Origin of the sequence: Pedobacter sp. Leaf194 (assembly GCF_001423945.1) — a bacterium.
GTDB lineage: Bacteria > Bacteroidota > Bacteroidia > Sphingobacteriales > Sphingobacteriaceae > Pedobacter.
In genome coordinates this window covers 1371451-1397214 of record NZ_LMPU01000001.1, presented here as the reverse complement: position 1 = coordinate 1397214, position 25764 = coordinate 1371451, and the positions used below count along the sequence as shown (strand labels likewise).

17 protein-coding genes are annotated in these 25764 nt (G+C 40.2%); 15 read left to right on the top strand and 2 right to left on the bottom strand.

The genetic code is table 11. The features are described 5' to 3' along the window. Window positions 1-81 precede the first annotated feature (81 nt). The 10 genes from ASG14_RS06145 (at window position 82) to ASG14_RS06100 (ending at window position 17931) form a co-directional block, all read left to right on the top strand. The gene (locus ASG14_RS06145) at window positions 82-1029 is read left to right on the top strand and encodes a rhodanese-related sulfurtransferase (protein ID WP_056870103.1); all 948 of its coding nucleotides are present in this window, start codon (window positions 82-84) and stop codon (window positions 1027-1029) included. A 275-nt stretch (window positions 1030-1304) separates the two neighbouring features. After that, complete coding sequence (locus tag ASG14_RS06140; protein ID WP_056870102.1) at window positions 1305-4184, top strand: triple tyrosine motif-containing protein; 2880 nt, start codon at window positions 1305-1307, stop codon at window positions 4182-4184. A gap of 343 nt (window positions 4185-4527) precedes the next feature. Next, window positions 4528-7542 carry a TonB-dependent receptor gene (locus tag ASG14_RS06135; RefSeq protein WP_056870101.1) on the top strand — a complete coding sequence of 1005 codons (3015 nt, stop codon included), beginning with the start codon at window positions 4528-4530 and terminating at the stop codon, window positions 7540-7542. 11 nt (window positions 7543-7553) lie between these two features. After that, window positions 7554-9035: a RagB/SusD family nutrient uptake outer membrane protein gene (locus ASG14_RS06130; protein WP_056870100.1), complete on the top strand. Its 1482-nt coding sequence runs from the start codon at window positions 7554-7556 to the stop codon at window positions 9033-9035. A 17-nt stretch (window positions 9036-9052) separates the two neighbouring features. Further along, complete coding sequence (locus ASG14_RS06125) at window positions 9053-9877, top strand: LamG domain-containing protein (RefSeq protein ID WP_056870099.1); 825 nt, start codon at window positions 9053-9055, stop codon at window positions 9875-9877. Between the two features lie 77 nt (window positions 9878-9954). Beyond that, on the top strand, window positions 9955-11622 hold the full coding sequence (locus tag ASG14_RS06120; protein WP_056870098.1) for a glucoamylase family protein: 1668 nt from the start codon (window positions 9955-9957) through the stop codon (window positions 11620-11622). A 15-nt stretch (window positions 11623-11637) separates the two neighbouring features. Then, window positions 11638-13008: a glucoamylase family protein gene (locus ASG14_RS06115; RefSeq protein ID WP_056870097.1), complete on the top strand. Its 1371-nt coding sequence runs from the start codon at window positions 11638-11640 to the stop codon at window positions 13006-13008. 1 nt (window position 13009) lies between these two features. After that, a complete protein-coding gene (locus ASG14_RS06110; RefSeq protein ID WP_056870096.1) occupies window positions 13010-14755 on the top strand; it encodes a discoidin domain-containing protein in 1746 nt (581 codons plus the stop codon). A gap of 28 nt (window positions 14756-14783) precedes the next feature. Then, on the top strand, window positions 14784-17081 hold the full coding sequence (bglX, locus tag ASG14_RS06105; RefSeq protein WP_056870095.1) for a beta-glucosidase BglX: 2298 nt from the start codon (window positions 14784-14786) through the stop codon (window positions 17079-17081). Between the two features lie 67 nt (window positions 17082-17148). After that, window positions 17149-17931, top strand: coding sequence for a dienelactone hydrolase family protein (locus ASG14_RS06100; RefSeq protein WP_056870094.1), 783 nt, complete (start codon window positions 17149-17151; stop codon window positions 17929-17931). A 63-nt stretch (window positions 17932-17994) separates the two neighbouring features. On the opposite strand, the gene ASG14_RS06095 is transcribed toward ASG14_RS06100, so the two are convergent. Further along, on the bottom strand, window positions 17995-18723 hold the full coding sequence (locus tag ASG14_RS06095; RefSeq protein ID WP_056870093.1) for a YebC/PmpR family DNA-binding transcriptional regulator: 729 nt from the start codon (window positions 18721-18723) through the stop codon (window positions 17995-17997). A gap of 91 nt (window positions 18724-18814) precedes the next feature. Further along, complete coding sequence (locus ASG14_RS06090) at window positions 18815-19759, bottom strand: NAD-dependent epimerase/dehydratase family protein (RefSeq protein WP_056870092.1); 945 nt, start codon at window positions 19757-19759, stop codon at window positions 18815-18817. A gap of 896 nt (window positions 19760-20655) precedes the next feature. On the opposite strand from ASG14_RS06090, the gene ASG14_RS06080 reads away from it, so the two are divergent. The 5 genes from ASG14_RS06080 (at window position 20656) to ASG14_RS06060 (ending at window position 25741) form a co-directional block, all read left to right on the top strand. Next, on the top strand, window positions 20656-21240 hold the full coding sequence (locus ASG14_RS06080; protein WP_056870090.1) for a gluconate 2-dehydrogenase subunit 3 family protein: 585 nt from the start codon (window positions 20656-20658) through the stop codon (window positions 21238-21240). A gap of 25 nt (window positions 21241-21265) precedes the next feature. Beyond that, window positions 21266-22966: a GMC oxidoreductase gene (locus ASG14_RS06075; RefSeq protein ID WP_200940317.1), complete on the top strand. Its 1701-nt coding sequence runs from the start codon at window positions 21266-21268 to the stop codon at window positions 22964-22966. A gap of 80 nt (window positions 22967-23046) precedes the next feature. Then, a complete protein-coding gene (locus tag ASG14_RS06070) occupies window positions 23047-24204 on the top strand; it encodes a Gfo/Idh/MocA family protein (protein ID WP_056870088.1) in 1158 nt (385 codons plus the stop codon). Between the two features lie 6 nt (window positions 24205-24210). Further along, window positions 24211-25263 carry a sugar phosphate isomerase/epimerase gene (locus ASG14_RS06065; protein ID WP_056870087.1) on the top strand — a complete coding sequence of 351 codons (1053 nt, stop codon included), beginning with the start codon at window positions 24211-24213 and terminating at the stop codon, window positions 25261-25263. Between the two features lie 94 nt (window positions 25264-25357). Then, window positions 25358-25741, top strand: a complete 384-nt coding sequence (locus ASG14_RS06060; protein ID WP_056870086.1) for a c-type cytochrome — start codon at window positions 25358-25360, stop codon at window positions 25739-25741. Window positions 25742-25764 lie beyond the last annotated feature (23 nt).

Below are 25764 nucleotides of genomic sequence, written 5' to 3'. Positions count from 1 at the left end.
AGTTTCAAAGCCTTTAGCTTCTACCTTTTTTTATTATCTTTGTAACGCTTTAAACGCCGTTTGCAACGGTATCAATGCGTTATGAAAAAATATCAGACACTACTTTACTATTGCTATAGTTACATAGCAGACGCGGAACAATTTGCCGCCGACCACTTAAAATTTTGTAAATCATTGAATTTAGTTGGCAGAATCATCGTGGCCGACGAAGGTTTAAATGGTACTGTTTCGGGTACGGCGGAAGCCTGCCAGGCTTATATGGAAGCCATACATGCCGACCCCCGTTTCGCTAAAACTGAATTCAAAATTGATGATGTAGAAGAACCTTCTTTCCTTAAAATGCATTGTCGTTATAAATCAGAGATAGTCCATTCAGGTTTAAGAGATACGTCCATTATTAACCCGAATGAGAAAACCGGCAAACATCTCGAGCCAGTCGATTTTATGAAAATGAAAGATGATGATGATGTTGTTATCTTGGATGTACGTTCTAATTATGAGCATAACTTAGGGAAATTTAAAAATGCAATAACACTTGATATTGAAAATTTCCGTGATTTCCCTGAACAGATAAACCAGCTAGCCCAGTACAAAGACAAAAAGATTTTAACCTATTGCACAGGAGGCATTAAGTGCGAAAAAGCATCTGCATTGTTGCTTCACCACGGATTTAATGACGTATACCAGTTACACGGCGGAATCATAAAATACGGTAAAGAAGCCGGCGGTAAAGATTTCGAAGGTAAATGCTACGTATTTGATAACAGAATCGCTGTAGATGTTAATGCAGTCAATCCGTCAATTGTTTCGGTTTGCTTTAATTGCGGAAAAACGACGCCAAAGATGATAAACTGCGCAAACCCCGAATGCAATGAACACATTACGCAGTGCGATGATTGTGGCGAAACCTTGCAAGGCTGTTGCTCCATTGCCTGCACAACCAATCCACGCAAACGCCCATATGATGGCACTGGCTACTACGTAAAAGTTCCTCAACCGGTAACAAAAAAAGCTGAAATTGTAGGGTAAGCCTGCTCCTGCTTTATTTACACCGATGACCTTACATTAGTTTTCAATCGTATGTAACTATCAGTCTAAAAAGATGATTTCAGCAAGAGCCTGTTTTTTTAAGGGGTTTAATGCATATTGTGCTAAAAACTTAAGCCTCGTTTGCATTCATTACTTGTTAAGCCTAAATTGCACAAGATAATTCGGCTGGCAATGCCCGTTTAGAAATATTTGATTTTAATACTTCCCTACATTTTCATTATTTTGGTAAAAAAGGTGTTGACGAAAATTTATAAATGCGAAAAATACTGAGTTGCCTTTTCTTATTTTTAATCCTCACTGCAAAAAGTTATGCCGCTGACATAAAAAGCATCGGTGTGCCTTACATAGAAAATTACCCTAAAGCCATATATGCATCTGGCAACCAAAACTGGAGTATTGCAAAAGATAAAAATGGTGTGATGTATTTCGGCAATGCCGAAGGCCTTCTAACCTATGATGGCCGCTACTGGCAAAAGTATAAAATGCCGAACAACCAAATTGTTCGCTCGGTTGCAACAGACGAAAATGGAAAAATTTTTACGGGTGGCTTTGGCGACTTTGGCTACTGGTCTTTCAAACACAATAGACTAACATACACATCACTAACCAAGCTCATTCCCAAAGCTGATCAGTTAAAAGATGAGATTTGGAAAATTCATATCTACGGCAATAAAGTTATTTTTCAGTCTTTCAGCACCATTTACATTTATGCGAACGGGAAAATTACAGTCCTGAAAAATGCCAGCAATTTTCTGTTTTCTTATAAAATTGGTAATCGCTTTATTGTTGAGGACAAAGGCTTGTATGAACTAAAAGGCACGAAACTCGAATTTATTCCGGGCAGCGATGTAATATGCAAAACCGGAGTGCTTTCCATCCTACCATTCAAAGAGAATACCTTACTTATCGGTACCGGCAAAAACGGATTGTTTTTATTCGACGGGAAAACATTTAAGCCTTTCAATACACCGGCAAATTCATTTTTATCGGCATTTCAATTAAACAACGGGGCGAAAATTCTCGATAAATATTATGCTTATGGAACCATTTTAAATGGCATAATCATTATCGACGAAGCAGGAAATATCATCCAAAGAATTAATAAATCGAGCGGACTGCAAAATAACACAGTTTTAAGCCTTTATAGCGACAACGAGCAAAACCTTTGGGCTGGTTTAGATAACGGCATCGACAGGATTGAACTTAACTCGCCACTATACTTCTACCTGGATAAAACCGGCGTTTTCGGTACCGTTTATTCGAGTGTTATTTTCAAAGGAAAAATTTATCTTGGCACAAATCAGGGTTTGTTTTACAGCGAATGGAAAGATGCTGGCCAGTTTTCCGATCTAAGCTTCAGGCTTATACCTAATTCTCAAGGGCAGGTTTGGGAGTTAAACATTATCGACGACCAGTTGCTTTGCGGCCATAATAATGGAACCTTTAATGTAGTGGGCGATAAAATCGAAAAACTAACCACTTACAGCGGTGGCTGGACAATTAAAAAATTAAACAGTAACCCAAATTTACTTATCCAGGGAACCTACACGGGCTTGTTGCTCTTCAATAAAAATGCATCAGGAAAGTGGCAGTTTTTCAAGAAAATCGCAAATTTCAGCGTTCCATCCAGGTATGTTGAACAAGACAATAAAGGGGAAATTTGGGTTAGCCATGCCTACAAAGGCCTTTACAAGCTGAAGTTGAGCAGCGATTACAGTGCTGTTGTATCGAACAAGTATTATGATGAAAAAAGCGGCTTGCCCACAAACTATAATCTAAACCTTTTTAATTTAGAAGATAAAATTGTTTTTGCCAGTGAAGCCGGATTTTACACCTACGACAACTTAAGCGATCGGTTTTCGAAATATACGGTATTAAACAAAGCACTAGGATCTTTCGCCTCTTCGAACAAAATTATCGATGCGGGCTCAAAAAAATATTGGTTTATTAACCATGGCAAAACTGCCCTTGCCAATTTTGGTGTGCCGGGTAAAATTTCCATAGACTCTAATCGCTTTAGTGTGCTTGATGGTAAAATGGTTCAATACTATGAAAACATAAGCCGGATTAGCAGTTCAATTTATTTAATTAGCGTAGATGATGGTTTTGTGTTCTACAATGCAAATCAAAAGATACAGTCGCAAGCCAATAGACTTCTACAAAATGTATTAATAAGACGTATAGAAGACATAACCGACAAATATTCGATAATAAGCGAAAATGGAAATGACGGTTCTGAAATTGAAATTAAAAACAACAGAAACAACATCCGGATTTCTTTCGCATTACCTTATTACAGGCAAGCGAAAATAAAATTCCAATACTACCTGGAAGGCTACTCCAAGGATTGGTCTGACTGGAGTTATGCAACTCAAAAAGATTTTACAAACTTGAGTAGCGGAAAGTATAAGTTTATGGTTCGGGCTAAAATAAACGATTCTAAAGTTACTGAAATTACAACTTTCGAATTCAGAATCCTGCGCCCATGGTATTTTAGCAACCTGGCGCTGCTGTTTTACGCACTAATAATTATCGTAGCCTTAATAATGGGTAAACGAATTTACGAAGCAAAATTGCGGAGAGACAGTCAAAAAATTAGCGACAGATTACAGGCCGAGCAGGATGAAATTTTGAAGCAGGAATCGGAAGCGAATGAAAAGCAGATTACCAAGTTACAAACGGAAAAGTTGCAGGCAGAGCTGGCCTCAAAAAACCGCGAGCTGGCTAATTCTGCTATGACCCTGGTGTACAAAAATGAGTTGTTGCAAAAGCTAAGTGAAGAAATCCTAAAACTTAAAGATGAAAACGGCAAAAAGCTGGCTGATGAACAGGTTCGAAGAATTCAAAAAGTTATAAACGACGGCATGAATGATGAACGTGACTGGCATTTGTTTGAAAACAGCTTTAACGAAGCACATGAAAGCTTCTTTAAGAAACTAAAAATCGGTCACCCTGATTTAGTTCCGAACGACCTCAAACTCTGCGCATACCTTAGGATGAATATGAGCAGTAAAGAAATGTCGTCATTGCTAAACATCACCCTTCGTGGCGTCGAGATTCGCAGATATCGCCTGCGGAAAAAACTGAATGTTCCTCACGATAAAAACCTTACAGAATTTTTGATGGAGCTTTAATCATCAACTATTTCCGCTTGAAAAGTTCAATGGTCAGAAATACACAACTCAGATTTTTAACAGTACTTTAACATCTTTCATCATTTCAACACTACATCATTACCTCTCATAACAAGTTTTCAACCCTTTCAAAACACTTCGTGTACATTCTACACTTGTGTAGTCGTAATTAATCAGTTACAATCCAGAAAAGTGCGTTTTCAGGCTGTTTCGGCAATTGGTATATCAGTTTGAGATACTACACATTCGACTATGATGTATTAATGTAGAGGTGCAATTGCTTGCACAAGCGGAAAAACAACCTCACATTTATCGTAACAATTAAACTAAATTTTAATAAAGCATGAAAAGAATTTTTACAAGAATTTCTGTTCTGGCCGGAATTTGTTTACTCGCAATTAACGTAGCATTTGCGCAAAACATTACCGTAAAAGGTAGGGTTACAGATGGAGGCGACAAAACCACCATCCCGAGCGTGAGCGTGTTAGTAAAAGGGACACAAATTGGCACTCAAACAGATGCATCAGGAGCGTACAGCATTAGCGCACCGGCAAATGCAACTTTAGTATTTCAATACTTAGGTTACACCCCGCAGGAGATACCTGTTAATAACCGAACAACCATTAATGTAGAATTGGCATCATCCTCACAGCAGCTCGATCAGGTTGTTGTGGTTGGTTATGGTACACAGCGCAAAATTGATGTGACTGGTTCTGTTGCAACAGTAAAAGGTGATGACATCGCTAAGCAGGCCTCAACAAATGCCATTAGTGCCTTGCAAGGTAAAGTGGCCGGTGTATCTATCACGAACAACGGTGCACCAGGTTCTTCGCCTCAGATTACCATTCGTGGTACAGGTACAATTTATGGTAACACAGGTGTACTTTATGTTGTTGATGGTGTTTGGTACGATGAAATTAGCTTTTTAAACCCAGCTGATATCGAAAACTTAAGTATTTTGAAAGATGCATCATCTCAATCTATTTATGGTATCAGAGCAGCAAATGGTGTTGTATTAATTACAACCAGAAAAGGTAAAACCGGCGAACCTGTAATCAGCTACAATGGATCAATCGGATTTAAAGCGGTAACAAACCAGGTAGAGATGGCCAATGCCACTGAATACGCAACCATCATCAATGAATTATCTGCTTCTAACGGCGCAAATGCATTATTTGCAAATCCTTCATCTTTCGGTACAGGAACTAATTGGTACAACCAGGCATTCAGAAATGCATTGCAAACCAATCACCAGGTTTCGGTAAACGGTGGAACGGAGAAAACAACTTATAACTTCTCATTAGGTTACACAAATGAGGATGGTATTGTTAAAACCCAGAATTACCAACGTTATACTGCAAAACTTTCTAATGATTTTCAGCTTGCAAAACCTTTGAAAGTTGGTTACACAGTCTCAGGAACTGCTATCAACACAAATGATATCGATGGCGGTATTTTCCGTCAGTTATATGCAGCCGGGCCAGTAGTTCCGGTTTATTATGCTGATGGTAGCTATGGCGATGCGAATGATTTCAGTTTAGGCGGTGGTAACAACTTCAACCCTCAGGTAACGCTGGATTATTTTAACCAGAAATCTAAAAATTATAGAATGACTGGTAATGTTTATGCAGAATTAACATTTTTGAAAAACTTTACTTTCAGAACCAGTGCTGGTGGCGATTTCGGCCAAAACGAAGTAAGAGGCTACACACCTGTTTATTCAGCAACACAAGGGCAGAGAACAACACAAAGCACCCTAAACATTAACAGGTCCGAAACCAGAAACTGGATTTTAGAAAACACGCTGACCTATAAAAACACTTTCGGAGACCATAACATCACCGTTTTAGCAGGTACAACGGCTCAACGTAGAAAATCATATTTCATCAATTCTACTGCATTCGATGTTCCTTACACAAGTGATGGCGATTTGTATCTTTCTTTAGGTACAGCGGCAACCCGAACAGTTGTTGATGGTGGTAGTTTAGCTACATCGAACTCTTATTTCGGTCGTGTAAATTACTCTTATAAAGATAAATATTTGTTAAATGCGACACTTCGTGGTGATGCCGCTTCACAATTTTTCGGTGGTGGCGACCTTTGGGGTTACTTTCCTGCAATCGGTGCTGGCTGGGTAATTACAAACGAAAATTTCATGAAAGACCAAAAAGTAGTTAACTATTTAAAGCTAAAAGGTTCTTGGGGTAAAGTAGGTAACGCAGGTGTACCGGTTAACCCGACTACTTTAACGGTAGCGCAGGGCGGTAATTTGGTTGCCTTCTTTAATGGTGTAGGTTATACTGGCGCTAATGTTAACTCTTTGGTACCTTCGTTCTTAAATTGGGAGCGCACAACCGGTACTGATATCGGCATTGAGGCCAGATTCCTGGATAATAAGTTAAGTATTGAAACAGGTGTTTACAATAAAAAAACCGAGCAGGCGATTTTCGCAATTCCAATCTTATCGTCTATTGGAACAAGTTCTGGTACTCAGATTGGTAATCAGGCAGATTTTCAAAATCGTGGTTTTGAATTTTTAGCTACCTATGCGGATAAGACGAAAAGTGGCTTCAGCTATTCAGTTAGTGGTAATATTGGTATAAACAATAACAAAGTTCTATCAGTTGTTACAGGCTTAAACCCAATTTACGCTGGTGGAGCGGGTATTGCAAATGGTGCTTTGGCAACACGTACCATTCAAGGTGGTGCAATTGGTGAATTTTACGGTTATAAAGTGGCTGGAATTTTCCAAACCGCAGCAGAAGTTACTTCTTCAGCGCAACCTGGCGCCAAACCTGGCGATTTTAGATACATTGACCAAAATGGCGATGGTGTAATTGATGGAAAAGACCGCGTTGTGTTAGGTAATCCAAATCCAAAATTTAACTACGGCATCAACACAACCTTCGGCTACAAAAACTTTGATTTAACAGTAGATATTCAAGGTGTTGCGGGCGTTGATGTTTACAATGCAAATATCGCTTACCGTTTTGGTAATGAAAATTTCAGCAAAGACTTTTATGATAACAGATGGCATGGTGCTGGAACTTCTACTACCTATCCTTCTGCTAATGTAGGGTCTAACTCAAACTCGGCTCCAAACTCATTCTATGTAGAAGATGGTTCATATATCCGTGTGAGAAACATTCAGCTAGGTTATGCATTACCGTCAATGTTAATGAGCAAATGGAAAATACAAAGAGTTAGGGTTTTTGTTGATGCACAAAATGCGATAAACATATTCGGTTACAAAGGCTTCACTCCAGAAATTGGTGGTACGCCAACCAATGCAGGAATTGATGCAAGTGTTTATCCTTTGTCAGCCATTTATAGATTCGGTCTACAAGTTACTTTCTAATAAACAAAGCAATGAAAATTTATAAAAATAATTATATACAAAAGATAGGCCTTATTGCTTTATGCTCTGGTCTGTTGATATTGCCTGCATGTAAAAAAAGCTTTTTAGATGTAGACCCACAAGCACAACAACCTGCTGTTAGTTTTTGGAAAACACAGGATGATGCAACTAAAGCGGTAAATTCTATCTATGCCAACTTAAGAAGCTGGGAAAATACAGCATTCCCGGCACTTGCAGTTGAAAGCATTGCAGGTGATGACGCTGAAAAAGGAAGTTCTGCAAATGATGCAAGCTATCTAAATGGCTTCGATTCGTTTACAGTTACATCAACCGAAGGCCAGTTGCAAGGTTTCTGGACAGGTCAGTATCAAAACATCAACCTTTGCAACCAGGTTTTGGATAACATTCCGGCAATCACCATGGATGCGAACCTTAAGGCCCGCTATATCGCGGAAGCTAAATTTGTTCGTGCTTATTCGTACTTCAGGTTAGTGCGTGCTTTTGGTGACGTGCCTTTGCGTTTAAAAGTACCAAAAGATGCAACTGAATTTAACATCCCAAGAACACCTAAGGCGCAAGTTTGGGCTGCTATTGAGCAAGATTTGAACGATGCTGCAGCAACTCTGCCACAAACCTATCCGGCAACAGATTTAGGTAGGGCAACAAAAGGTGCCGCACTGGCTTTACATGCAAAAGTTGCTATGTATCAGCAAAAATGGGCAGATGTACTTGCTTATACCAATACAGTTATGACCATGGGTTACGGTCTTGTTCCAAATTATGAGCAAAGTTTCCGTTTGAACAATGAAAACAGTGTTGAATCTGTTTTCGAAATTCAGTGTGAAATCAGACCGGCGATTGCAGGTTCAGCAACTTCTCAGTATAGCCAGGTGCAAGGCGTAAGAGGTAGCGTTGGAGGTTGGGGTTTCAATGTACCTACCGCCGCATTAGCTGCAGCTTACGAACCAGGCGATACAAGAAGAGATGGAACAATTATTTTCAGAGGTGAAACTACTCCTGAGGGTGACGCCATTGACCCAACTGGTGATAATCCAATGTATAACCAAAAATCTTACGTTCCGTTTAGTTTAATTATAACTGGCTTTAACGAAGGTGCACAACAAAATGTGCGGGTTTTACGCTACGCAGATGTTCTGTTAATGAACGCTGAGGCTGCTAATGAGCAAGGCAACCCAACTTTAGCTAAATCATCTTTAAATCTGGTTCGTGCACGTGCCAGAGGTGGTGTAGCAGGCGTTTTGCCTGATGTTACCACATCTGATAAAGATGCGCTACGTACCGCTATACAAAAAGAGAGACAAGTTGAACTGGCAATGGAATCCGATCGTTATTTCGATGTAATCCGTCAGGGCCGTGCAGCCGCTGTATTTGGTCCGAAAGGCTGGAAAGCTAATAAGAATGAAGTATGGCCAATTCCTTCAACAGAAATTGATTTAAGTGCAGGTACTTTAACACAAAACCCAGGTTATTAATCGCTTAATTTAAAAAAATGAAAACAAAATATTTTTTATTGATGGCTGCTGTAGCCCTGGGCTTATCATCTTGCCAAAAAGAATTTGAGCCGTCTAGTTATGCGCCAGCTTTAAATATTGGTGGTTACACCAGTGCAAAACAAGTTGCGCCCAGCAGTTTAGCTGCTTACTGGGCTTTCGACGGAAGTTTGGTTGATAGCGTATCAAACGGTGGAGGAACTAACACTGGAACGAGTTTTGGAACAGGCATCAAAGGTAAATCTCTACAAGGCGCTGCCAATAGCTATGTGCTTAGTGCGCCATCTGCAAAAGTAACGGGGCTTACAAGTTTCACCTTAACAGAGTGGATTAACACGCCGCCACCTTCAAATGGTATTGTTGGTTTATTCAGCCTTTCAAACAAATCTGAATTCTGGGGAAATATTGAAGTCTTCGTGGAAAACGGAAGTACCAACGAAAATGGAAAATTAAGAATCCACATTAACAAAGGCGGCGATAAAACTTACGCTGCCGATAATGTATTAAACCTTTTCGGAAAATGGACAGCTTTAGCCATTTCTTACGATGCAACTACAGGTTCGGTTAAAGTTTATGTAAATGGTTCGAGAGTTAGCGCTGGTACAGTTACTGGCTTAACTGGTCCGTTAGCTTTTACCAATTCAGGTAATCTGGTTTTCGGAACGGTTCAATTCCAAACCAATCCAAGCCAAACAACAGGCACGGGTAAACAAGACTGGGCTAGTTTCTTAACCGGCCAGATTGATGAGGTTAGGTTGTACAATAAAGCATTATCTGACGAAGAAGTTGGATACCTTTCGAAATTAGAAGCAAGAGGCAAATAATTCTTTTATTACTCAAGCTGAAGGCAATTAAACAATAAAGGGTTGTCAAAATTGACAACCCTTTTTAATTCTACACGATGACAAAAACATTTCCTTATTTAATGGTTGTCTTACTTTTTGTTTTTGGATGCAAAAAAGGAAGTACGCCAACACCAGTCGATCCACCTGTTACACCCACGTCTTTTTCGTTCTCCGACTTGAAAGTAAACGGCACTTTTACCGGCTTTACTTACTATGGATTAAACAATTCACCTGTCGTTAAAATAACCTTTTCATCTCCTATCAATCTTTCTTCCGTTGCCGGCAACGTTACATTTACCGACGCAGCAGGAACGGCAATTCCCTTTACCTCAACTTTAGAAAACAACGATAATACGGTTGTGATTACCCCAACTGCGGCTTTACAACCCATTACAAAATATACTTTAACGGCCACAACAAATCTACTGTCGAAAACAGGAAGTAAGCTTCAGAGCAGTGTTGCCGTTAACTTAATTACAGCAATTGATGAGACCGATAAATTTGCCAGAATAAGCGATGACGAATTGCTAACCCTGGTTCAAAAACAAACCTTTAAATATTTTTGGGATTTTGGTCACCCAACAAGCGGACTGGCACGCGAACGGAATACCGCTGGCAACACGGTTACTTCCGGCGGTTCTGGATTTGGTATAATGGCCATAGTTACGGGCATTAGCCGGAATTTCATTAGCCGTGCCGATGGTTTGGCGAGGCTGCAAAAGATGGTCGCTTTCCTGAAAACTGCTGAACGATTCCACGGCGCTTATCCACACTGGCTAGATGGAAATACTGGAAAAGTTATTCCTTTTAGTACAAAAGATAACGGTGGAGATTTGGTAGAAACATCTTATCTGATGGCAGGGTTGATAACTGCCCGTCAGTTTTTTAACGGCGCAGACGGCAACGAAACCGCTTTAAGAGCTGATATCAACAACATTTACAATGGTGTAGAATGGAGCTGGTATCGTAAAGATAACAGTAGCACACTTTACTGGCATTGGAGCCCAAATTATAACTGGGATATGAATTTGCCAATAAAAGGCTGGAACGAGTGTCTGGTTACTTATGTCATGGCTGCTGCCTCGCCTACTTTTTCAATTCCAAAAACTGTTTATGATGCCGGTTGGGCTCAGAATGGTGGCATGAAAAACGGAAATACCTATTACGGCGTTCAACTTCCATTAGGGCCAGCCAATGGCGGTCCGTTATTTTTCTCGCATTATTCATTTATGGGCATCAACCCGAAGGGATTGACGGACGCCTATGCAAATTATGAGACCCAAACCAAAGCCCACACTCAAATCAATTATAACTACTGCGTTGCAAACCCACTGGCATATTATGGCTATGGACCGAACTGTTGGGGTTTAACCGCAAGCGACATTAAGGGAGGCTATACAGCAAGTGCGCCAGGTAATGATGTGGGCGTTATTGCCCCTACTGCAGCACTTTCATCTTTCCCATACACACCTACTGAATCTATGCAGGCGCTAAAATATTTCTATTACAAACTTGGCAATAAAACCTGGGGCGATTATGGCTTCTATGATGCCTTTTCTCTGCAGGATCAGTGGTTTGCTTCATCTGCTCTTGCTATAGACCAGGGACCAATTATTGTCATGATAGAAAATTACCGTACAAATTTAATCTGGAATCTATTCATGAGTGCTCCTGAAGTAAAGACCGGGATGCGTAATTTAGGTTTCAGTAGTCCAAACCTTTAAAATACCTTCTACCAAATGAAATTTATATTCAGATCTCTTTTCGTTATTTTAATTACCTCGGGTATTCAATGCACAACCAATGCACAAACCTTTGAAACGATAAAAACTGCACCTCCAATTAAAAAAGGTTTATCAGACGATGCTTTGCTTGATGTAGTTCAAAAACAAACCTTCCAGTACTTTTGGGATGGCGCTGAACCCAACTCTGGCGCCGGCCGGGAGCGGTATCACGCAGATAACATTTACCCCGACAACGATAAAGGTACGGTTGCAACAGGTTCTACCGGCTTCGGTTTAATGGCTATTTTGAGTGGAATAGATAGAGGCTATGTAACTAAACAACAGGGTTTTGAGCGTTTAAACAAAATCTTGACTTTCCTTGAAAAAGCAGATCGTTTCCATGGCGCCTGGCCACACTGGATAGAAGGGCGCAGTGGTAAAGTTCGTCCGTTCGGTAAGAAAGACAACGGCGGCGATTTGGTAGAAACTTCCTTCGTTGCCCAGGCATTAATTTGCATAAAAGAGTATTACAAAAACGGAACATCACAAGAAAAAATGCTTTCTGAAAAAGCTAATGAACTTTTTCGGGGTATCGATTTCAGCTGGTATCGCAATGGCGGACAAAATGTGCTTTACTGGCACTGGTCGCCGGAATATGCCTGGGAAATGAATTTCCCGGTTAAAGGTTACAACGAATGCTTAATTATGTATGTAATGGCGGCGGCCTCTCCTACACATACCATACCTGCAGAAGTTTACCACGAAGGCTGGGGCAGAAACGGTGAAATTAAAGCAAAATTTAGTGTGTATGGCCATCCATTCACAATGGACTACCAGGGGCAAAAAAATTCGGTCGGACCGTTATTTTGGGCCCATTACTCATACTTGGGTTTAAATCCGAAGGGCTTAAAAGACAGCTACGCTGATTACTGGGAGAACAACGTTAACCATACGCTCGCCATCCACGATTATTGTGTTGCCAACCCTAAACATTTTAAAGGTTACGGCCAAAACAGCTGGGGCTTAACAGCAAGTTACTCGGTTAAAGGCTACGCAGCGCACAATCCTCAGGAAGATTTTGGTGTGATTTCGCCCACAGCGGCAATTTCGTCAATTCCATATACACCAAAAGAATCTATAAAATTTATCAGGCATCTTTACGAAGATTTAGGTGATAAAGTTTGGGGGAAATACGGTTTTTATGATGCTTATTCTGAAACCGACAATTGGTATCCAAAAAGATATCTAGGAATAGACCAGGGACCAATGGTTGTGATGATAGAAAACCATAGATCTGGTTTGCTTTGGAAGTTATTTATGCAAAACCAGGATGTAAAAAATGGTTTAACAAAACTCGGATTTGAGCACCCAACATTAAAAAAATAGCATGAAGAAAACGTTGCTCTTACTTGCAGTTACGCTGATTTGTTTTATTGCCGCGGCTCAAAAACAAAAAACATACTGCAACCCAATCAACATTGATTATGGTTACACGCCTTTCGAATCTTTTACGGAATGGGGAAAGCATCGTGCAACTGCCGATCCTGTAATTGTCAATTACAAAGGCGATTTTTACCTGTTCAGCACCAACCAATGGGGCTACTGGCATAGCCCGGATATGTTGAACTGGAAATTTGAAGAAAGAAAGTTTCTTCGCCCATGGAATAAAACGAAAGATGAACTTTGTGCACCTGCTGTTGGTATCCTCGGCGATACAATGGTTGTGTTCGGTAGCACTTATACAAAAAATTTCACCCTGTGGATGAGTACAAATCCGAAAGGAAATGAATGGAAACCGCTGGTAGATTCATTGGAAATCGGCGGTTGGGACCCTGCTTTTTTTACTGATGACGACGGACGCTTTTACATGTACAATGGCAGCAGTAACAACTATCCGGTTTATGGTGTAGAGCTTGATAGAAAAACTTTTAAACCCATCGGAACGCGAATGCCGATGTACATTTTAGAATCCTGGCGCTATGGCTGGCAGCGTTTTGGAGAAAATATGGATAATACTTTTCTCGATCCTTTTATTGAAGGCGCCTGGATGACTAAGCACAATGGAAAATATTATTTTCAATACGGGGCACCCGGAACCGAATTTAGTGGCTATGCCGATGGTGTTGTAGTTGGCTCTAAACCATTGTTTTACGATACTCAATTTACGCCACAATCAGACCCGCTGAGCTTCAAAGCGGGGGGCTTTTCTCGCGGGGCCGGGCACGGCGCAACCTTTGAAGATAACAGCAAGCAATACTGGCACGTTTCTACGAGCATTATCTGTGTTAAAAATACCTGGGAACGCAGAATAGGAATCTGGCCGACAGGCTTTGATAAGGACGATGTGATGTGGACGAATACCGCCTTCGGCGATTACCCGCTTTACCTTCCTTCTGAAAGAAAAGAAGGCGGTGCGGCAGGGCCGGGATGGATGCTAATTAACTATAAAAAGCCGGTAACCGTTTCTTCAACATTAGGTGCTTTCAATGCAAATAACGCAGTAGACGAAAGCATAAAAACATATTGGAGTGCAAAAACCGCAAATAATGGAGAGTGGATTCAAACAGATTTGGGAAGTTTGGCCACAGTAAATGCAATCCAGATTAACTATGCAGACCAGGATGCAGAATTTATTGGCAAACAAACCGGAATATACCATCAATACAAGATTTTATCATCAACTGATGGAAAAAAATGGACTACTTTGGTTGATAAAAGCAAGAACAAAACTGATGTTCCTCATGACTATATCGAGTTGGAGCAACCAGTAAAAACCAGATTTATCAAAATGGTAAACATCCATATGCCAACAGGCAAATTCGCCATTAGCGGATTAAGAATTTTCGGCAATGGAAATGGTGCCAAACCCGGTGAGGTTAAAAATCTGATTGTGCTGAGAACCGAAAAAGATAAACGAAGTGCTTATATCAAATGGCAACCGGTTGATAATGCTTTTGCATACAATCTTTATTACGGCACCGCACCAGATAAACTTTACAACTGCATCATGATTCATGATTTAAATGAATATTGGTTTAAAGCAATGGATCTGAAAAAAACATACTATTTCAGCATTGAAGCAATTAATGAAAATGGCGTTTCAAAAAAGACTGACGTAAAAACAGTTGAATAAATTTAAAAGAACAAACACACGAATACTAATGAGAAAAGCGAACATCCTATTTATTTTACTTGCGGCTATAGCCGTTAGTTCTTCAGCGCAAACCAAAAAACCCATTTCCGCCGATGAGGCAAAAATGAACACTTTTATTTCCAATCTAATGGCGAAAATGACCGTCGATGAAAAAATCGGTCAGCTAAATTTACCGAGCTCGGGCGACATTACCACCGGACAGGCGAATAGCAGCGATATTGGAAAAAAAATAAGGGCCGGACAGGTTGGTGGATTGTTTAACATTAAAGGTGTCGACAAAATTTCAGCCGTTCAAAAGATTGCGGTTGAAGAAAGCAGAATGAAAATCCCTTTGCTTTTTGGGATGGACGTTATTCACGGCTACAACACCGTCTTTCCTATTCCGTTGGGCATGAGTGCAACCTGGGATATGTATGCGGTTGAAAAATCTGCAAGAATTGCAGCAGTTGAAGCGAGCGCAAGCGGTATAAACTGGACATTTTCTCCAATGGTTGATATATCCCGCGATCCGCGTTGGGGCCGTATATCTGAGGGCAATGGTGAAGATGCTTTTTTAGGTTCTGCGATAGCTAAAGCTATGGTTAAAGGTTATCAGGGCGATCTTAAAGCAAACAACCAGATTCTGGCCTGCGTAAAACATTACGCATTATACGGTGCAGCAGAAGCCGGTCGCGATTACAACACCACTGATATGAGCAAGGTTAGAATGTATAACGAATATTTACCGCCATACAAAGCCGCTGTTGACGCCGGCGCAGCAAGCATCATGGCTTCGTTTAACGAAGTTGATGGCATTCCGGCCACCGGAAGCAAATGGTTAATGACAGAGGTTTTGCGCAATCAATGGGGCTTCAAAGGTTTCGTGGTGACAGATTATACAGGTATCCCTGAAATGATTGCACACGGTATGGGCGATTTACAAACCGTTTCTGCATTGGCTTTAAACGCAGGTGTAGATATGGATATGGTGGGTGAAGGTTTTCTTGGAACGCTTAAAAAATCTTTAGCACAGAAAAAAGTTACAATTGAACAGATTAACAGTGCCTGCAGATTAATCTTACAGGCTAAATACAAGCTTGGATTATTTCAAAACCCATACAAATTTTGTGATCCGAAACGAGCAGAAACAGAGGTTTTTACCCCGCAAAACCGCCAGGCCGCACGAGAAATTGCAGCAGAAAGCTTTGTTTTGTTAAAAAATCAAAATAATACTTTGCCATTAAAAAAATCAGGCACAATTGGTTTAATTGGCCCGCTTACAGATAATACAGCCAACATGTATGGAACCTGGAGTGTTGCTGCATTATTCGATAAATCGGTAACAGTTTTGCAGGGAATGAAAAATGCTTTGGGTGAAAATGCTAAAATTTTAACCGCTCGTGGTTCTAATTTCCTGGCAGATTCGGTTGCAGAACATCGCTACGTTAACATACACAACAATACTTATACACGCGATTCGAGAACTGAAGAAGAACTGATTAAGGAAGCCGTTAATGTTGCCAAAAAATCCGACGTGGTCGTTGCTGTGTTGGGAGAAGGCTCGGAATTTACCGGCGAAAGCAGTAGTGTTACTGACATTCAGATTCCGCAGACACAAAAGAATTTGTTAAGGGCCCTGGCACAAACGGGCAAACCGGTAGTATTGGTTTTATTTACCGGACGGCCTTTGGCTTTAAACTGGGAAAATGAAAATATTCCTGCAATATTAAATGTTTGGTTTCCTGGAAGTGAAGCCGGAAATGCCATTTCCGATGTCCTTTTCGGTGATGTAAATCCATCAGGAAAACTTAGCGCAACTTTTCCTCAAAATGTTGGTCAGGTGCCAATTTTTTACGCACACAAAAACACGGGGCGCCCACTTGCAGAAGGCAAATGGTTCGAAAAATTCCGCTCCAATTATTTAGACGTAAGTAATGAGCCACTTTACCCGTTCGGCTACGGCTTAAGTTATACAACTTTTACCTATGGTGATATTAAGTTAAGCTCAAATACCTTAACGAAGGGCAAAAGCATAACCGCGACAGTAGCAGTTACAAATAATGGCTCTGTTGGTGGTAAAGAGGTTGTGCAACTTTACACCAGAGATTTAGTCGGCAGCATCACCAGACCTGTTAAAGAACTGAAAGGTTTTCAAAAAATATACTTCAAAGCAGGGGAGACTAAAAATGTAACCTTCTCCATTTCTGAACAAGATTTGAAGTTCTATAATTCAGATTTAAAATTTGTAGCAGAACCAGGAGACTTTAAAGTCTTTATCGGTTCAAACTCCAGAGATGTTAAAGAGGCATCTTTTTCATTTAAGTAAAGCGTTAAAGAATGGTTAGTTAAACCCCAGACTATTGCAAAATGGCTGGGGTTTTTTAATTTTGTGTATGATGAAAACATTTCTAACCTTATTTCTGGTAGCATTTGTACTTTCTACTAAAGCACAGGATTTTAACAAATACGAAAAAGGAAGTTACATAAAAGGGAGCGATTCGATCTTTTACAGAGTTCTTTTCCCGGAGCAATTTGACGCGTCTAAAAAATATCCGATACTATTTTTTCTACATGGAAGTGGCGAAAGAGGAAACGATAACGAAAGTCAGCTGGTTCACGGTGGCAAACTATTTCTTAAGGATGAGGTTAGAAAAAACTTCCCGGCGATTATTGTCTTTCCTCAATGCCCCCCAAATGATTATTGGGCAAATGTAATAATCGCACCAAATGCCCAGGGCAAAAGAAGTTTCAGTTTCGTTGAAGGGGGCAGGCCTACAAAAGCCATGCATGCATTGCAGGCAGTGGTAAAAGATTTTCTCAAAAAACCTTTTGTAAATAGAAATCAGGTTTATGTTGGTGGGCTATCTATGGGAGGAATGGGAACTTATGAATTGTTGAGAAGGCAGAGAAAAACTTTTGCTGCTGCCATCGCCATTTGTGGTGGTGACAACACTAATAACATCAATAAATACAAAACCGTGCCTTTATGGATTTTCCATGGCGCAAAGGATGATGTTGTTGATCCGGCCTTTTCAATCGCAATCTCTGAGCGGTTAAAAGTAGTGGGCAATGAGGTAAAATTTACGCTGTATCCGTTAGCTAACCACAACAGTTGGGATAGTGCATTTGCCGAACCGGAGCTATTGCCCTGGTTATTTTCGCACAAAAAAAATTAGAAAAAACAAAAAAAGCTCCGGAGATAATTAATTCCGGAGCTTTTTTTCTTTGATTTGGTTAATCTATTCTGCCATGTTATGGTAAACAGCCTGAACGTCGTCGTCTTCTTCCAGCTTATCGATTAATTTCAAAACATCAGCGGCCTGTTCTTCAGTTACCTCGTGGTGCGACAATGCAATACGCTCCAGTTTTGAACTCTTCAATTCAATGCCTTTTTCTTCAAGGGCTTTTTGAAGCGAACCAAAGTTTTCGAAAGCACCCTGAGCAACTGCAACATCGTTTCCATCTTCATCAGCCTCTACGTACAATTCCTCCAGGCCGGCGTCAATTAGCTCAAACTCTAATTCTTCAAGGTCGAGCCCTTCTGCAGGTACAAAACGGAAAACAGATTTACGGTTAAAAACGAAATCCAAAGAACCTGTTTTGCCTAAAGAACCATCGGTTTTATTAAAATAGCTACGAACATTTGCAACTGTACGGTTCGTATTATCAGTTGCGGTTTCTATTAATACAGCAACACCATGCGGCGCATATCCTTCGTAAACAATTTCTTCATAATTAGCCATCGATTTATCGGAAGCACGCTTAACAGCCGCCTCTACCCTATCCTTAGGCATATTTACAGCCTTGGCATTTTGCATTGCTGTACGTAAACGCGAGTTAGTTTCAGGATTTGGACCCGATTCTTTAACAGCCATTACAATGTCTTTACCAATTCGGGTAAATTGTACAGCCATTTTAGACCAACGTTTAAATTTTCTTTCTTTTCTAAATTCGAATGCTCTTCCCATTTTTTAATATCACTATTTGGTATTTAGTATCAGTTGGTTGGCATCAGGTATCGCTTAAACACGCTGAGCCTTTTACCCAAAACCCTTTACCCTATTTTTTTAAGTTATTTAACATATCAACAGTCAGTTTCGATAAATCGAATGCCGGTTTCCAGTTCCAGTCATTTCTTGCCACGCTGTCATCTATAGAACGTGGCCAACTATCGGCAATTTGCTGACGTGGATCTTTGTCGCTGTAAGTTAATTTAAATTCAGGAATATGTTTCCTGATTTCGTCAGCTAAAATTTCTGGCGTGAAGCTTACACCGCCGAAATTGTAACTGCTTCTAACCGAAATCTGGTCTGCAGGCGCATCCATCAATTCGATTGTTCCTCTAATTGCATCTTCCATGTACATCATCGGCAGTTCGGAACCTGCATTTAAAAAACTTTGATAATTACCTTTTTTTAATGCATCATGGAAAATATGGATTGCGTAATCTGTTGTACCTCCACCCGGAGCTGCTTTCCAGCTAATTAAACCGGGGTAGCGGATGCTTCGTACATCCAAACCATATTTCTGATGGTAATACTCACACCAACGTTCTCCTGCGAGTTTACTAATACCATAAACCGTATTCGGATCCATAGTGCAATATTGCGGGGTACCATCTTTTGGCGAATTCGGACCGAAAACAGCGATAGAACTCGGCCAATAAACTTTTGCAGTTTTATACTCTAATGCTAAATCTAAAACATTTAGCAAACCGTTCATATTTAAATCCCAGGCAAGTTTGGGGTTTTGCTCACCAGTTGCAGATAATAATGCAGCGAGCAGATAAACCTGAGTTGGCTTATATTTTTGGAAAATGCCTTTAATCATTTCCTTATCTAACACGTTAACGAACTCGAACGGTGCCGAGTTTTTGATATCATAATCTGGCCGGCGAATGTCGCAGGCAACAACATGATCATCACCATATATTTTACGTAACATGGTAACCAATTCCGTTCCAATTTGCCCGTTAGAACCTAAAACAACTATATTTTCCTGCATATTTTCTCTAAAACTTGAGCAAAGGTAAAAAATTGAGATAAAAGCACTGTAAAATATTTAAAGTAAGTAGATCCTTCACATCTATTTTTTCCAATAAGCCACCGCAAACGTTTTAAAAGCGTTTCTACGCAATAAATAAAGTCCAGAAGAAATAATTTAGTACACTTACTTAGAGTCAAATATAATACGAGACCTCTTCAACCCGAAGATTTTACAGATTTAGTAAATCGCCTTAAGTTAGGAGAAGTGGCTACGTATGGAAAGATTTTATTAAGTTTCAGTTCAGAATAATTATCGCAGGCATACCAAAAAACGGGAGATAAGATTATTACCCGGGAACCTGTTGAAAACATTTTTATTTCGTTGTAGGAAAAACTTGAAACCGCAGCCATAAAAGAAATTACTTGTTTGGAGCCTTAAAATTAGTGGTGAAAAACCACATAAGAGCCGAAGTAATTGCCAACAAGTACATCGAACGTGAACAAATTGCTTAGAGGAAAACAGCCTCAAAAACCGCAGGTATAGCATACATTTTTGCAGAAAAGGATTTAGTGAGAAAAGACGTTTATCAAAGCATTACGGAAAGCTACAATCACATTAAAAATTAGTTGTTAGTTTGGCAGCCTGAGCATGTTAATTAAACGAAGGGAAATTTATTAGTAAACTATAATTTCATTAGCGCTAAATGTAATTTTTACACGAAGTTAAGATTGTTCAAAAAGGGCTTTAAAGATAGTTTAGAGCAAATAATTTTTTGCTATTTAGAACAATTCCATTCGGTAACAATCGCATTGCAGACAAGTAATTTACCAAAATTTTAACAGTATTTATCCCATATTTTCATTAATATTACCAACCAGTATATAGATAATAAATATATAAAATACACATAAACGATGCATAGAAGAGAAGCACTAAAAAACGTTGCATTTCTACTTGGAGGAGCGATTTCTGCAAGTACGATGGGCGTTTTGTTCGAAAGTTTTACGCTCCCTGAAAACGAAAAGAACTTCGTATCCTATTCTTTACAGGATGAAAAGATTTTTGCCGAATTTGCCGATGTAATTGTTCCCGCTACTAAATCATCTGGCGGAGCGAAAGCTGCAGGATTGGGCAAATTTATTCCAATGATGATGCAGGATTGTTACCCGAAAACGATGCAAACATCGTTCGCTAACGGCTTCAAAGCGCTTCAGGAAAAATCGATGAAAGATTTTAAGAAAAGTTACGCAACTTTAACAGCTGCTGAACGAACCAAACTGATGGTTGATTTAAGAGCAATGGCATTGGCGCAAAAAGAAACTAAATCAGAAGAAAATAAGGATTTGGTCTATTTCTTCGTTACCGCCAGGGATTTGACTTTATTAGGTTACTATTCTTCAGAAATTGGCTGTACGAAGGCACGCGAATATGTGCTTATTCCTGGCCGCTATGATGGTAGTGCACCATTAAAGCCAGGTCAAAAATCCTGGGCTACTTAATTTCTAACCACAACAACAAAACATCATGAATTTAAATACAAATTTAAAAGCTGAAAATACTTACGATGCTATTGTTATAGGATCGGGGATTAGTGGCGGCTGGGCTGCAAAAGAACTTACAGAAAAGGGCCTGCGTGTTTTAATGCTCGAGAGAGGAATGAATATCGAGCACATTACGGGATACGAAACTGCAATGAAAAATCCATGGGATTTTAAACATGCCGGTAGGTTAACCGAAGAACAAAAACGCACACACCCTGTTCAGAAACGAGATTATCCATACCAGGAGGCGAATGAAAAATGGTGGGTAAACGATTTAGAATGTCCATATACCGAAGATAAAAGATTCGACTGGTATCGTGGTTTTCACGTTGGTGGAAAATCATTAATGTGGGGACGCCAGAGTTATCGCCTTAGTGACCATAACTTTGAAGATAATGCTAAAGACGGGCATGGCAGTGACTGGCCTCTTCGTTATGCAGAGCTTTCACCATGGTATGATTACGCGGAAAAATTTGCAGGAATCAGCGGCTCAAAAGAAAACTGGCCAACCTGCCCTGATGGCGAATTCTTACCACCAATGGATTTAAATGTGGTTGAAAAATCGGTTAAAGCCCGCGTGGAAGAACATTATAAAAGAGAAAGAATTATTATGATAGGCCGGGTTGCAAATTTAACCGTGCCGCATAAAGGCCGTGGCAATTGCCAATATCGTAATCTATGCAGCCGTGGCTGTCCTTTCGGTGCCTATTTCAGCACACAGTCTTCAACACTTCCTGCGGCAATGGCAACAAAGCGTTTAACCTTAAGGCCATATTCTATCGTGAACCACATCATATATGATAAGGACACTAAAAAAGCTAAAGGGGTAATGGTGATTGATGCGGAAACCAACAAAACGATGGAATTTTATGCAAAAATCATCTTCGTTAACGGCTCTACGTTAGGTACTACATTCGTTTTATTAAATTCTACTTCAGAAGCACATCCAAACGGATTGGGTAATTCAAGCGGCCAGTTGGGTCACAATTTAATGGATCACCACTTTCGCTGCGGCGCATCTGGCGAGGCAGAAGGTTTCGACGATAAATACACTTATGGCCGCCGTGCCAACGGAATTTATGTTCCAAGATATCAGAATATTGGTAATGATAAACGCGATTACCTTCGTGGCTTTGGCTATCAGGGCGGTGCAAGCCGTTCAAACTGGCAAAGTGATGTCGCCGAACTTTCGTTTGGTGCGGGCTTGAAAGAGAAAATGACCACACCAGGAAACTGGACAATGGGCTTGGGTGGTTTCGGCGAAATGTTGCCTTATTACGAAAACAAGGTTTACATCGACAAAACTAAAAAAGACAAATGGGGACAGCCGGTATTGGCAATTGATTGCGAATACAAGGAGAATGAGAAAAAGATGCGTATTGATATGATGAACGATGCTGCTGAAATGCTGGAAGCTGCGGGAATGAAAAATATCAAAACGTATGACAACGGCTGCTACCCAGGTATGGCAATCCACGAACAAGGCACAGCAAGAATGGGTAACGACCCGAAAACTTCTGTACTCAATAAATGGAATCAGATGCACGAAGTAAATAATGTTTTTGTTACCGACGGAGCATGTATGCCATCTATTGCATGCCAAAACCCATCATTAACATTTATGGCCCTAACTGCACGTGCGGCAGATTATGCAGTAAAAGAATTAAAGAAAAATAACATTTAACAAAAAGTTCAATGCAAAAGGTTTAAGGTTTGTGGAAGCGTTCCATTTACCTTAAGCCTTTTGTCATTATCTTACACCTTATGCAAAGAAAACTTAGAATGGGCATGATAGGCGGTGGAAAAGACGCCTTTATCGGGGCCGTACATCGCCTTGCAGCTAACATGGATGGTTTAATTGAACTATCTGCGGGTGCTTTAAGTGTAAATCCTGAAGTTGGATACGAATCAGGTAAAATGCTGTTCCTTCCTGACAGCAGAATTTACAAAAACTATGAAGAAATGTTGTCTAAAGAAAGTGAATTGCCTGCCGGTGAGCGCATTGACTTTGTGACAATCGTTACCCCGAATTTCGCACATTTTGCACCCGCAATGATGGCGCTGGATTTAGGCTTCAACGTAGTTATAGAAAAACCTATGACCTTGACCCTGGAAGAGGCTAAACAACTTGACGCCAAAGTTAAAGAAACTGGCCTGACACTTTGTTTAACTCATACATACTCTGGCTATCCAATGGTTAAGCAAGCAAAACAGATGGTTAGCGAAGGCATGTTAGGGGCTGTTAGAAAGATCGTTGTGGAATACCCGCAGGGTTGGCTAAGTACACTTTCTGAAAGAGAAGGAAATGCACAAGCCGCCTGGAGAACTGACCCTTCAAAAACCGGAAAAAGCGGTAGCATGGGCGATATTGGTACGCATGCAGCACATCTGGCTGAATACATCTCAGGACTAAAAATTGCTAAAATCTGTGCTGATTTAAGCATCGTAGTACCTGGAAGAGCAATAGACGACGATGGAAATGTGTTGCTCAAATTCGACAACGGCTCAAACGGCGTTTTAATTGCTTCACAAATTGCAGCTGGAGAAGAAAACGCACTTAAGATTAAAGTATACGGTGAAAAAGGCGGCTTAGAATGGCATCAAATGGAACCAAATACCTTGGTTGTTAGGTGGTTAAACGAGCCGGCTCAGATTTATAGAACGGGTAACGGATATATGGGCAGCTTCGCTAAGCACAATACACGTACGCCAGGTGGACACCCTGAGGGTTATCTGGAAGCCTTCGCAAATATTTATAGAAATTTTGCGTTAACAGTTGATGCTAAGTTGAATAACCAGCAACCAACACCAGAAATGTTGGACTTTCCGAATACCGAAGATGGTGTCAGAGGGATGGCTTTTATCGAAAATGTGGTAAATTCCAGTAATGCTGACCAAAAATGGTGGGACTATAAAATTTAATTGATTATGACTACAACAAAAGGACCTGCAGTATTTTTGGCTCAGTTTATTAGTGATGAAGCTCCATTTAATTCATTAGAAAGTATCTGTGAGTGGGCAAAAGGATTAGGTTTTAAAGGTATCCAGATGCCAACACTAGATTCGAGGTTTATCGATTTACAGAAGGCAGCTGAAAGTAAAACTTATGCAGACGAGCTTAAAGGTAAAATTGCGTCGTATGGCTTGGAAATTACTGAGCTATCTACACACCTTCAAGGCCAGTTGGTTGCCGTTCATCCGGCATACGATGATTTATTCGATGCCTTTGCGCCGAAAGCTGTTCATAAAAATCCTGCTGCAAGAAAAGAATGGGCTGTGCAACAGATGAAATATGCAGCAAAAGCATCACAAAACTTAGGCTTAAACGCACACGCTACTTTTAGCGGATCGTTGCTCTGGCAATACTTTCACCCCTGGCCTCAACGCCCGGCGGGATTAGTTGAGGAAGGTTTTGCTGAACTGGCAAAAAGGTGGACACCAATTTTAAACGAATTCGATAATTGCGGGGTTGACGTTTGTTACGAAATTCACCCCGGAGAGGACTTATTCGACGGAGAAACATACGAAATGTTTCTTTCTGCTGTGAACAATCATCCTCGGGCATGCTTATTGTATGATCCATCTCACTTTGTGTTGCAACAATTAGATTACATTCAGTACATCGATTTTTACCACGAAAGAATCAAGGCTTTCCACGTTAAAGACGCAGAATTTAATCCTACAGGCAAACAAGGCACTTTTGGTGGATACCAAAGTTGGGCAAACCGTGCCGGCAGATACCGTTCGCCTGGTGATGGCCAGGTTGATTTTAAAACCATTTTTAGTAAATTAGCTCAATATGATTTTAAAGGCTGGGCTGTTATGGAGTGGGAATGCTGCATAAAAAATCAACAGGATGGTGCCCGAGAGGGTGCAGAATTTATCAAAAACCACATTATCAAAGTAACTGATAAGGCTTTTGACGATTTCGCAGCATCTGGAAGCGACGCTGAATTCAACAAAAAAATATTAGGTTTATAAATAAAATAGAAAACACACACAATGAAAACTTGCCAAATCCTTTTTTATAAAACGATTTAGGCAAGCTGAATACCTTTAAAAACAATACACACACATGAAAAAAACATTTTTAATTTTAGGCGCAGTGGTCATCTTCATGGCGTCTTTCTCGAAAGCAGATTTAACAAAGGAAAAGGCTGTTGCAGCAATCGCAACAAAAAGCAACCATGCTGTTTTTCAGGTATCACCTGGCGAAAAACTGATTAACAAGTCGGATTGCCTGGGATGCCACAACAAGACCAATAAAATTATAGGTCCGGCTTATGTAGACGTTGCAAAGAAATATCCTGCAACAGAAAAAAACATAAATTATTTAGCTGATAAAATTATTAAGGGCGGAACAGGTGTTTGGGGTACAATGCCAATGACAGCGCATGCAACCTTAAAAAAGGAAGATGCTAAATTAATGGCAAAATACATTTTATCATTAAAAAAGTAACAACCTGATAACAAACCCTATTG